The 12,408-nt window shown below is 49.8% G+C and carries 7 protein-coding genes; 5 read left to right on the plus strand and 2 right to left on the minus strand.

Annotation, left to right across the window (positions count from 1 at the left end):
* Positions 1 to 31: 31 nt before the first annotated feature.
* Genes BM040_RS04795 through BM040_RS04805 form a run of 3 tightly spaced genes read left to right on the plus strand, consistent with a single transcriptional unit; the run spans position 32 to position 2,679 of the window.
* A complete protein-coding gene (locus BM040_RS04795; RefSeq protein WP_092099320.1) occupies positions 32 to 1,258 on the plus strand; it encodes an exo-beta-N-acetylmuramidase NamZ family protein in 1,227 nt (408 codons plus the stop codon).
* A 2-nt stretch (positions 1,259 to 1,260) separates the two neighbouring features.
* Entirely contained in the window at positions 1,261 to 2,187 is a 927-nt protein-coding gene (fmt, locus tag BM040_RS04800; RefSeq protein WP_175490972.1) for a methionyl-tRNA formyltransferase, read from the plus strand.
* A gap of 3 nt (positions 2,188 to 2,190) precedes the next feature.
* Positions 2,191 to 2,679: a dihydrofolate reductase gene (locus BM040_RS04805; protein WP_092099321.1), complete on the plus strand. Its 489-nt coding sequence runs from the start codon at positions 2,191 to 2,193 to the stop codon at positions 2,677 to 2,679.
* 69 nt (positions 2,680 to 2,748) lie between these two features.
* Here the strand turns inward: BM040_RS04805 and porU2 are convergent, their stop codons facing one another.
* Both porU2 and BM040_RS04815 read right to left on the minus strand, forming a co-directional pair.
* A complete protein-coding gene (gene porU2 / locus BM040_RS04810; RefSeq protein WP_092099322.1) occupies positions 2,749 to 7,815 on the minus strand; it encodes a putative type IX secretion system sortase PorU2 in 5,067 nt (1,688 codons plus the stop codon).
* A gap of 25 nt (positions 7,816 to 7,840) precedes the next feature.
* On the minus strand, positions 7,841 to 8,938 hold the full coding sequence (locus BM040_RS04815; RefSeq protein WP_245756096.1) for a putative type IX sorting system protein PorV2: 1,098 nt from the start codon (positions 8,936 to 8,938) through the stop codon (positions 7,841 to 7,843).
* A gap of 283 nt (positions 8,939 to 9,221) precedes the next feature.
* Between BM040_RS04815 and BM040_RS04820 the strand changes: the two genes are divergently transcribed.
* A complete protein-coding gene (locus BM040_RS04820; protein WP_092099323.1) occupies positions 9,222 to 9,560 on the plus strand; it encodes a PadR family transcriptional regulator in 339 nt (112 codons plus the stop codon).
* 2 nt (positions 9,561 to 9,562) lie between these two features.
* Positions 9,563 to 12,073 carry a PspC domain-containing protein gene (locus BM040_RS04825; RefSeq protein WP_092099324.1) on the plus strand — a complete coding sequence of 837 codons (2,511 nt, stop codon included), beginning with the start codon at positions 9,563 to 9,565 and terminating at the stop codon, positions 12,071 to 12,073.
* Positions 12,074 to 12,408: the final 335 nt, after the last annotated feature.

Genomic DNA, 12,408 nt, shown 5'->3' on the forward strand with positions numbered 1-12,408 from the left:
TATCAATTTTGACTTCTACCTTAGAAAAACGATGACAAACCCTTACCTGCTACTATCCGCATCTTTGCTGCTCGCCCTGGGCGGCTGCAACTCAAAGCAAGTTCCTGCCAATACGGCTTCTGAAGTGGAAGCCACAGCGGCTGCCCCTGCCCAGGAACAAGCACAGCCACTTAAGCTAGGTGCCGAGCAAATGGAGCTATACTTGTCCCAGCTACAGGGTAAGCGCGTCGGCATGATTGTGAACCAGACCTCGATGGTTGGTCAAACACACCTGGTGGACACGCTCCTGAGCCGCGGAATAGAAATAAAAACCATTTTTGCCCCGGAGCACGGCTTCCGCGGGGAGGCTGACGCAGGCGCACACATTAAGGATGGCACCGACTCCAGAACTGGCCTGCCCATCATATCGCTCTACGGCAGCAACAAAAAGCCAAAACCAGAGCAGATAAAGGACCTGGATGTACTCTTGTTCGACATTCAGGATGTCGGCACCCGTTTCTACACCTACATCAGCACGATGCATTACGTGATAGAGGCCGCCGCCGAGAACGGCAAGGAAGTACTGGTGCTGGACAGGCCAAATCCTAACGGACATTACGTAGATGGACCTGTTTTGGAGAAGGAGCACATATCTTTTGTAGGCATGCATCCTATTCCGATTGTGCATGGCTTGACGGTGGGCGAGCTGGCAAACATGATAAACGGAGAAAAGTGGCTGGATGGCGGGCGTCAGGCAAAACTGACGGTTATTCCGATGGACAATTACGATCACAACATGCCATACAACCTGCCCGTAAGGCCTTCACCTAACCTGCCTAACGCCCAGTCTATTGCGCTTTACCCCTCCATTTGCTGGTTCGAAGGCACTGACGTGAGCGTGGGCCGCGGCACCCCTACGCCATTCCAGATCATCGGGAGCCCATACTATCAGAAAAAGGATTTCAGCTTTACGCCGGTTAGCACGCCGGGCGCTACCAACCCGCCGCATAAAGACGTTACCTGCTATGGCCTGGACCTGACCGACCCGTCGCATGCCCAGCCGTTTACGCTGGCCTACCTGCTGGAGATGTATAACAACTCTACCAACAAGGAGAAGTTTTTTAACAACTTCTTCGAGAAGCTGGCCGGCACATCTGACCTACGAAAACAAGTAATTGCCGGTAAAACGGAGGCTGAGATAAGAGCCAGCTGGGAGCCGGCGCTTACCGAGTACAAAACGTTGCGCAAGCAGTACCTGCTTTACCCGGACTTTAACTAAGTATGAGAGATATACGCATCGTGTTCATGGGTACGCCCGATTTTGCCGTGCCTACCCTGCAGACACTTGTCGAACATAAGTATAAAGTCGTAGCCGTTATCACCGCGCCCGACAAGCCGGCCGGACGTGGGCAAAAGCTCAGCCAGTCGCCGGTGAAGGAGTATGCCGTAGCCCAGGGAATCCCGGTACTGCAGCCGACAAACCTCAAGTCAGAGACATTTCTGGAGGAACTGCGAAGCTACAGGGCTAACCTGCAGATTATCGTCGCTTTCAGAATGTTGCCGGAGGCAGTTTGGGCCATGCCTGAGCTTGGGTCTTTTAATATCCATGCCTCCCTGTTGCCGCAGTACCGCGGCGCGGCGCCTATCAACTGGGCCATCATCAACGGCGAGAAAGAAACTGGTGTTACCTCCTTTTTCCTCAAGCACGAGATAGATACCGGTGACATGATTTTCCAGGAGCGCGTGCCGATACTGGAAGAGGATGATTTTGGTACACTGTATGAAAAGCTAAAGTATACCGGATCGGAGCTTGCCCTGCGGACTGTAAAGGCCATCGAGCGTGGCCAGGTTCAAACGCAGCCACAGGTAGTTTCCTCCGAAACCAAGACTGCCCCGAAAATCTTTAAGGATACCTGCCAGATAAATTGGGATCAGCCTGCCGAGCAGGTGCGCAACTTTGTACGCGGCCTGAGCCCCTACCCTGCCGCCTGGACCATACTTCATGGCAAGAACTTCAAGGTTTTCAAAGTAGAGGCGTTGGAAAGTACAGGTTATACTTCCGAGCCGGGCACCATCCATACCGATAACAAAACGTATCTGCACCTGCAGACAGCAGCCGGGGCCATTGCCATACTTGACCTGCAGATGGAGGGCAAAAAGCGCATGCCGGTGCAGGACCTGCTGCGCGGGTATAAATTTGAGATATAAGCTATGCTAGCCATTGTAGTAGCCGCCGCAGAGAACAACGTCATCGGGAAGGATAATGACCTGATTTGGCACCTGCCAGCTGATTTGAAGCATTTCAAAAGCCTGACCATGGGGCACCCGATGATCATGGGCCGCAAAACCTTTGAGGCGATTGGTAAACCGCTTCCCGGCCGAACGTCCATCATCATTACCTCCCAGAAAGACTATCAGGCGGAAGGGTGCGTGGTGGTTCATTCGCTGGAGGAGGCCATTGCGAAAGGCAGGGAGTTGGATGCTGACCAGGTAAGCATCATTGGGGGAGCTAAGGTGTACCAGCAGGCACTGCCGCTGGCTGACAGAGTATACCTGACCCGCGTGCATGCAAGCTTTGAAGGCGATGCCTATTTTCCGGAGTTGTCCGACCTCGAGTGGCAGGTGGTGGAACAGGAACACCACGAGCCGGACGAGAAAAACAAGTATAGCTATACCTTCCTGACGCTGACAAGGAAATAGCAAAGTATAAAGTATAAAAAAGGGGCACTGCGTACAGTGCCCCTTTTTTATACTTTATACTTTGCCCGGCTAGCGCAGGATATAAAGTTTGCCGTAGCCGTTCTTGAAAGCTCCATCGCCAAAGGTGTTGCGGTGCTTCATCTCCTCCTCGCCCTTGGTCATCACCACACGGTAGAGGTAAACGCCGTTGGCCAGTTTATCGCCATACATATCGGTTCCATCCCAGGCATACTCTGTTTTATTGTTACCGATGCGCAGCGGCCCAAGTTCCTCCTTCATGATTTCCTTCACCACCTTACCAGTTACCGTCAGGATCTGGATTTTGATATTCTCCGGGATGGTGCTGCCGGTGATGGTGAAGATGAAGTTGGTTTTAGTAGAGAACGGGTTCGGGAAAGGATAGAAATTCGAAATACTCGACTCGCCCACCACCTTAAAGCCAATCTTATACGGAGAGACACCCGATTCTTTGCCGGCCGCATCGGTAGCCCTCACCTGTAATGTATAGCTGCCGTCAGTAAGCTTTGAGGGTCTATACTCCAGCTTAAAGTCGTTTGTCTCCGTAGCCGGCGTATACGTTACTTCAGGGTTATTCACCAAGTTAATATCCTTTTCGAGCTTGTGGCCGCCTTCTTGCTCAGTTATTAGCACCACCGACATCTTAGACGGATCCTGCAAAAACACATGCCTGTTCTCGTCTTTCACCGTCACACTAATCAGCGGACTCGGCGACACAATATCTCCGTCCAGGATATGGATGCCATCAAAGGCCACATCCATAATCGGGTGCAGCTTGGATTTCACGCCGAAGTCTACCTCATAGATATTATTGGAGTACTCCTGCTCCAGGATGAGGCGCGGGTTCACATAGAAACTTATCCTGTAATCACCATCTAGATCAGAGGTGGCAAGTGTGTGGTTAAAGTATACTGTTTCATTCGGACCCACCGGCTTTATTTTAAAGCGCGATGTAGTAGAAGAGATGCCGCTTCCTGAAAAGACAACCTCCACTGTAAGAGAGTCAGTAAATGCTGTAGAGGTAACATTTTGGAAGGCCATGGGCACCGTCAATGTTCCCCGCCCAGCCAGTTGCGTCAGTTCTTCACTGCTTGCCTTCACCAGATCGGGCCTTATCACGCCTTCCGGAACCGGGTCATACAGCACAAACCACTCCTTCAGCTGCGGTGCTGTGCGCATGGTGGGGTCCGAGAGAAATGCCGACAACTTCAGGCTTGGGTACTGAGCAGCATCTATATGCGAGATATCAAAGGCTCTCTCATTTACTTCATCCACTAACATAACTTCCTCTCCGGCAGTGTTAACGCCGATCAGGCTCAGTTTATACGTGTCATCCCCGCCCGCAAAAGGCTTGATGCTGTGGTGCAGCGAGCCCCATCTCAGAGCCGGGCCAATCATAGTCGAAGTAATGGTTCCGGACTGGCGGTTCGACTCCAGCGTAACATCCAGCACTGTACTTTGCGAGGCACGGTCTATGCCTCCTTCCCGCTCAGCCTCCTCTTTTGAGTAAGTTCTTTCCTGAGCGGTCCCAGGGGCTGCCCCCTTGCGGCCAACAATAACAAATGGATCACCTGTCTTCAATTCATCGATTAACTTTGAACCAATGCCTCTGATCGCTGCCTTTGCATCTTCTGGGAAAGCATCAAAGGGTACACTATTCGCAGTCATGATTGCTACGTAATATCCTTCCGGCACAGCATCAATGAAGCGCTTTATTTTAGCTCTGTTTGCTGCAGTTGAAAGGTTAAGCGTAGTAAATATATAAGGAGTGGCAGAGCAAGTAACAGTTCCCCCTAGGTTAGTCATGGCTTCTAAAGTAGCATCGTTATAGACGACCATGAATAATTGCCCGTAAGTGTTATGATTCGGGTTACCACATTGCCAGCTTAACACTTGGGTACCATCTATATATAAGCCTTGCGGTGGGTGGGCAAATCTGACTCCACCTCCTACAGTCCTTAAGCTCAAGAATCTACGTGTTTCTTTAAACTCCCATTTATCAGTAATTTGTTTTACTGGCTTAAAGTCTTCTGCCTTAGCCTCTGCAAATTGCCCCTTGTGGCTTTGCGACCATCCTGACTTAACGTCAGGAATATATCTGAAAGAGTTATTGACCCATATGGTATCTTCACCGGGGCTATACGTACTAAATCTGGCTCTCCAAAAGTATACTACGCTGTCTTTGACACTATTAATCAGGTTAACATCCCAGGTAGCAAAGCTCGATCTCTCAACAGTGGTGTTTTTGCGCCAGGAGCTGTCAAAGGTATTTGTTGTGTCAATCTCGAAATATATTCCCCTTCCCTCCTGAGTAATAGTAGACTGGGCAATGAGGGAGACATTATTAATACCAACGATACTATATTTAACAGGATAAACAGTGGTTATATCACTCGCAGAGATGAACTTTTGGTAGGTTGCGGTATTGTTTTCCTCATCTAATTCCTCAATGTTATTTGGGATATCAAGCTTTACCTCAAAAGTATTTATACCAACAATAGAGGAGCCTGAATTAGGGAGCATGACAGCAACTGAACTCTCATTATAAATTGGTCCCACTTTGATAGAGTCATGGAGGATTACTGAATCGTCAGGAAATGTTCGCCTTACAGATATATAAATAGAGTCAGTTATAGCTTTGCCTAAGTTCTTGATGTCAAAATTTAAAATCAGAGAATCAGACGCTGCAGTCACCACGCTTCCGGAACGGTCTTTCAAACTAAAGCTATTGGCCTTAATTAAATAATCAGGCTTCGCAGGGTTGTATAAATGTATGGCAGGGTCCCCTTGTATCACAACTTCAAGGGCTTGTGTTATAGCAAAATTTTCATAAGCGCTGTTTCTATATGTTCTTAGTAAACGGCTGATGACTTCTCGCTGCATGTTGCCAAGTGCCTTGCCATAATGCTCTTCTTCATTGAAAGCAACTGAGTACATTATAGTCGTGTACGCGTCAAGTAGTTGGTCGTAGCCTGTTGCTGAGTGAGCTAGAAAAGCAATTGCTCCCCTATTTGGCACATTAACCCAATCTTCCCCTAGCGGTTTGAAGTTGCTTACATATGGATCACTCACTACATATGAATTACCTATATTGCACCCATTAACTAATATTACAGGGTACTTGCCTGCATTTCTGTAGTTATTTGTCGGTATAGACGGATATCCAATATCCAAGTCAGTAATTCCAGGTGCGCTGTGCCCAAAAAAGGTAACAAGTGAGAGGCCTTCATTTACTTCTTTCGAAATATTTATGTTTTCAACTACATCACTAAGGTTTTGCCTGGTCTTCTCTATAACGTTGGCTCCTAATAAAGGCCCTTTGACTTTTGCCGTGTACTTCTTTATGTAACCAGCATACTTAGGTATATCCTTAATATTTTTTCCTCCGCCCAAGTGCAATACATTCTTTCTCCACTCTAATCCATCAGGCAGCGCATCGTACTCTTTTACTTTATTCAAATAGTTGATAACATCTTCAGGTGTTCGAGCAAAAACCCTTCCAGTAGCTATAGAAGGCACATAGCTATTGTTTCTAAAATCGGTAGAAAATAACAGATCGGAGGCCGGAATTCCAAAAGTAGGCACAAGGTCAAATGCTCTTGCTGCCGGATCCCTATATTTTATTGTATTAATTTCTACCCCTTTGCCCAGTAGCAGCAAATGTTTCTCACGTTCAGAAGTATTTAGGAATGAACAAAACCTTCTGATGCTATTAGAAGAGAATTCGCCGTAATGGAACTGATTTACCAAGTCATCCATAAATACCAGGAGCGTGTCATACCCACCCCCAGCAGCGGAACTTCGGTAAGAGGCATATTCCACCGGAGCCGGAAGGCTGCTACCTCCCGCCCTCTTCATTAAGGCTTTATTTGTGATAATAACAAAGTTGTGTTCGCCTGGATTTATGGCTCTAAACCTTACGTTCCGAGTAAAAGAGGCAGGGAGTAGCGGCCTGTCAAGATCAGCTAAAAGTACTTTCCTAGTTTGGTTACTGCTGCTAAGCACAAAACCCTTTTTCCCTTCTCTTATTGTTCCGGGTATTCTTATCACATCCCCAGCTACAGTTACATCATAGCCAACCACAGTGGCTGGAACCTGAGCAAATTCATAGTATAAATTACCTGACCGAGTAGAATCAGAGTAAATAAACATCGCGGGCCCCGAGAAAATACTTTTCTGAGGATAAGTAAGCTGTGCATAAGCTAAACCAACTCCAACTGCTTTAGCTCCATTAACAGACTGGGGTACAAATTGGAACGAAAACTTTCCATTGCTCAGGTTTATATCTGAGAAATTAAGAATATGAGAAGTTTTAGAGACTCCGAAGTTTCCGTATTCAATATTAGTTAACGTACGAGTAGCAGCCCCGATAACATTCACATCGAATTTGTGATTTCCTTCATTTGGTCCAACTGTTACAAGCTTTAGCGCTGGATTAACACCACCACTTGTTTCAACATTAGAAATTCCCGAAAACTCAAAAGTCAATGTTTTAGCAGAAGTACTTACCGTTGAGAAATAACCCTCTCCCTCATCCATCCATGGCATAAAGTTACTTTGCTCACTACGCGCCCTTCCAATGCTATAAACTCCAGTACTTACCAACAAAGCCTTCTGCCAATGGTAAGGCTCAGGCGTCAATCCGTTAGGGGAAGGATTAACCTCGCGCATGCGCTTGTTGCCACCGGCCGGATTCACGGTCAGGAAGTAGGCAGCGGTGTCGGTATACATGCTGTAGAGCTGGTGCACCTGATGCGCGGGATTCTTGTATAGTTCCTCATCTAGAGCGCCGTCGTTACGCTCGCCGTAGAACTCCATAAAGTCCTGCGGGTCTAGGCGTCCGTCTGCTTCGCCGGCCACATAGATGGGTACTTCCTTTCCGCGGCGGAAGAGCTGCAGGTGCTGCGGATTTACACTTTCAAGGCCCAACTGCTGCAGGTAAGCATAGTCCAGCTTATAAAGGCCTGTCTCCACCACCTGCAGCTTATGGTAGGTTTTGGAGTAGTCTATCCACTCATTCCCATATACTTGCTGCGCTTGTGCTGTGCCTGCCGTAAAGCCCGCCCATACAAGTATAACTGCCGTAAAAAATGCCTTTATGGTAAAAGTCTTATACATGTGCTGATTGCTAAAACCTTATACTTTAGTCGAATGCGTATCCTAATGAAACTATAACGGAGGAAGTGTTGCGGCTGCCCACCGCATTGTTCTCGCTGTTATTGATGCGGGAGATGGCCAGATCCAGGTTTAGGCCACCTGTTTTGATACCTACCCCGAAGTTGGGCTGTATGCGTTTGGCAGTGCTGCCATCAAAATTCTGCGTCTGCTGGTAGTTGTTCAACCCGCCGCGCACGAAAACGGAGTTGGCGTAAGCCAGTTCCAGGCCCACATGCGGATCAACCGAAACCACATCGGACTTTAGCAGCACGTTGCGCTTTCCGTCAAAAGTAAAGTCGATGTCGGTGGCCAGAGTGGCGGTAAAGCTATCGGTGAAGCGGAAGGATTTGCCCACACCAAGTATAACCCGGGGCAAGGTTAGTTCAGCTGTGTTTTCAGGCAAGTCGTTTCCTGTTTGCAGGTAAGCCTCCTCCAGCTCCTCTATGTTGTGGGTCCAGGCGGTAAAGGTGGTGGTGATATCTTTGGCCATGACGCCGAACTGCCAGGTGCCGCGCTGCAGCTGTGCCCCTGCATCGATGCCAAAGCCGTAGGCGTTCGCAAAGTCCCCTACATTACGGTAGATAATTTTGGCGCTGGCACCCAGCTGGAGGCCTTCTACCAGGTTGCTCTTGCGTGCATAGGAGAGTAACATGGCATAGTCTGCCACCGAGAAGAAACGGATACTGTCGTACTGGATGTAGCCATACTCATTTTGCAGGCGCCGGGTATCGGCAATGTCATCCACCCCCATCCGGATGAGCGACACGGCAAGGGAACTGCTGGAGTCGAGGGGCATGGCAAAGCTGGCAAAATCATTTTTCACGATGCCGGCAAAAAGCTCGGAATGCATCAGGCTCACATTATACTTGTGCGGCAGGCGCAGCAGGCCGGCCGGGTTCCAGTAGCCCGCCGTGGCGTCATCGGCCAGGGCTGACTGCACATTGCCCATGCCCAAGGCCCTGCCCCCCGCCCCCAGGTTCAGGAACTCGTTGCTATACTTTGGAGTGGATACCTGCGCCCAGGCCTCCGACACCGTCAGCAGAAACATCACCGCGAGCAGGCAGCGAAGCAAAAAATTATTCATCCTCGACAGTATAGGTTATATCAATCTATAAAAATTTTTTATTGCATTTACCAAAGTATGCCCCAGCGGCTCTCCCCCTCTCTTTTTGTGCCTCCTTAACACGCAGTGAGGCTTTTAAGTTGACTCCGGCCTGAATTTATTTTTGTCCAAAAATAATCATTTATATCAACAATTCAGCAGTCCTACAACCATTATAAAAAAAGGGCGTAAAGAAATTTAAACAGTACCTTGCTTTACATAGTACCTTATTATAACTTTGCCTCAACATTATAACGGAATCATCATGAAAGTAGAAAACACACAAGTGCAGATGCGGAAGGGAATTCTGGAGTTCTGCATACTGGAGATTATCTCTCGTGGTGAAGTTTATGCGTCCGACATGCTGGAAGAGCTCACAGCGGCCAAAATGATCGTTGTGGAGGGTACGCTCTACCCTCTGCTAACCCGCCTCAAAAACGCTCAGCTTCTGGAATACAACTGGGTCGAATCTACCTCAGGCCCGCCGCGAAAGTATTACCGCCTCACCGATACCGGCAAAGAGTTTCTGGAGCAGCTCCGGCAAACCTGGTCCGAGCTAGTTGACTCCACAGAATTCATTATCCGAAACAAGAAAGCCCAGTAATCATGAAAAAGAATATAAGTATAAACTTGCAAGGCATCATCTTCCAGATTGAAGAAGATGGGTATGAGCAGCTTAGCCGCTACCTCGCCTCTATCAGAACGTACTTTTCTAACTATGAGGGCCACGAGGAGATTGTAGCCGACATAGAGGCCCGCGTAGCGGAGATTTTCTCTGCCCGCGTGTCTGCCTCCAAGCAGGTGATTACCCAGGAGGATGTGCAATACCTCATCACCCGCATGGGCAACGTAACGGACTTTGAGGTAGAGGAGCCACAAGAGGAGACTGCCCATGCCCACGCTACGGCCGGTGCTGGTGCGGGTGCTGCCGAGGAAGGCACTGCCAGCGGCGCCTACGACCATACTTCCGCCGGACCGAAGAAACTCTACCGCGACATGAACCACAAGGTTATCGCCGGTGTATCATCGGGCATTGGCAACTACCTGCGCATCGATCCGCTCTGGATACGGCTCTGCTTTGTGCTGCTGGTGCTGTTGGGCGTTTTCTCGGCGGGTGTTTCGGCTGCCACGGGTATGATTATTTACGTTATACTTTGGATTGCCATGCCGGAGACAAACCTGCTGCCCGAGACCAAGGTAAGAAAGCTGTTTCGCGACCCGGACGACAAGAAGCTGGCCGGTGTGGCAAGCGGCATTGCCAAATACTTTGGCGTAGACGCAACCGTAGTGAGGCTCCTGTTCCTGGTTTCCATCTTCCTGGGCGGCTTTGGCATCTTTGCTTACATTGTGCTCTGGATAGCCATGCCGGAGGCAGTCACACTGACGGAGCGTATGCAGATGCAGGGCGACCCTGTAACCCTGGCAGGCATTGAGCGCACGCTGAAGGAGAACCTGAACATGCGCGACAGCAACGGCGAGGAAAGCACGCTGGCTAAACTATTACTGCTGCCTATTCGCCTGGTATCGCAAGTGGTTAACTGGATTGGCAGAGCGCTTGGCCCTGTGCTGGCCTTCCTTATCTCTCTCATCCGCGTGACGGCCGGTATCCTGCTCCTTATAATTTCGATAGGCCTTACTGTTGCCCTCTTCTCTGCGTTCTTTGTTTCTCTTGGCATTATCACCGAACCTGAAAACTTTACCTTTGGTAACTTTCCTGCCTCCGCCGTGTTCGGAGGCTTTCCCAGGCTCGGACTGGTGGCTGGTTTCTTTGTAGGTTTAATTCCGCTTCTGCTGCTGATGGTGCTGGCCGTTAGCCTGCTAATCAAGCGTACCTTCATGCGCCCTATCGTGGGTTGGTCTATGTTCGGTGTGTGGCTGGTGGCCCTGTTCACCCTAATCGCCACCAGCGTGATGTTCGGAACCAACTTCAAACGCAGCGGTGAGGTAGTTACCTCCAGAACCATACCTGTGGGCGATGTCCGAACCCTTACCCTGGATGCCTATGACACCGGGATGAGCTTCGACCGCATCTACATGGAAGTTCAGGAAAGCAGCGGCGCCGACGTAGAACTGGTGCAGCGCGTGGAGGCCAAAGGCAGAACGGAGGAGGAGGCACAGCAGAATGCCCGCATGATAACTTACCGCGCCGTATTGCGCGACTCCACCTTGCGCTTTGACGACAGCTACGAGTTTAAACCCGGAGCAGTGTTCCGAGACCAGGAACTCAGCCTGACGCTGAAGTTGCCGAAAGACAAGCCCCTGCGCCTGACCAACAGCTTTTACCACTTGCTGCCCGGTAGTGCCCTCGAAGGCGACTATAGCCGCGCAAAGGTGCTGCGAAACACCTGGCAAGTTAACGGAAACCGTCTGCAGTGCCTGACCTGCGCCGCCGATACCCTAGATGCAGAGACTGATGCAAGTATGGGTGGCTTTACCACCGACATGGGCGAAGGCGAAAGTGTCCTCTTAAACGAGAGCGACTACAGCAGCAACTCCCAGGCTTTCGATTTCCGCGACTTCAAGCGTATCACGGTAAGCGGCCCTTACCACGTGCAATTGCGCCAGGGTGATAGTTACGCTGTAGTGGTGCGTGCCAAGGAGCAGGACCTGAAGCGCATGGAGCTTGACATGAGCGGTGATGAGCTGGAAATCAGCAGCGACCAGAAAGTGTTCAGGCTGTTTAGTGAGCAGGATCCGGTGTTGATACAAATCACAGCTCCCGACATTCATACGATTGAGCTGAACGGCGCCATCAAAGCGGACCTGGGAACTATAAAAGGAGAAAACCTGCGCCTGAACCTGTCGGGGGCGATACAGTCGGTGGCTAACCTGAACGTGCGCAACCTGCGTGTAGACGCTGCCGGCGCCACAGCGAGTACCTTCTTCGGCAAAGCCGAGCGCTTTGAGCTCGACGCCACCGGTGCCTGCGTTATCCGCGCTGATAAACTGGAAGCCAGTTATGTAGACGCCGATGTGACCGGTGCGAGCGTTGCCGAAGTATATGCCTCCAATACCCTACGCGCCGATGCCTCCGGAACCAGCCATATCGTGTACCGCGGCAATCCTAAAGATAAAGTGATCGACAGCTCCGGCCCAAGCACCGTGAAATCGCGCTAATCTAAAATTATGAAAGGCTGACGGACCAGTTAATCAATCCGTCAGCCCTTACGCTGCCTCTTAGTACAAGATAAAACTATACCCCACAATAATATCAGCCCACTCCGGGTTATACTTACAGTAGTGTTTGTTTAGTTGTTTGAGTATAAGTCACGAAGCCCAATCCTGTTTATAACACGGATGGGCTTCGTCGCTTATAATCCTTAAGAAAACCTGCTACTACTGTTCCCTGGCACTGCCTTTATACTTTAGCCGGGGCTGAACTTGTTCCTCCCATACTTTTCACTAACGAAACTATACTTGCGTGTCGCCCTCTTCCTGTTCGCTCTCGCTTT

The organism is Pontibacter chinhatensis (assembly GCF_900113285.1).
GTDB lineage: Bacteria > Bacteroidota > Bacteroidia > Cytophagales > Hymenobacteraceae > Pontibacter > Pontibacter chinhatensis.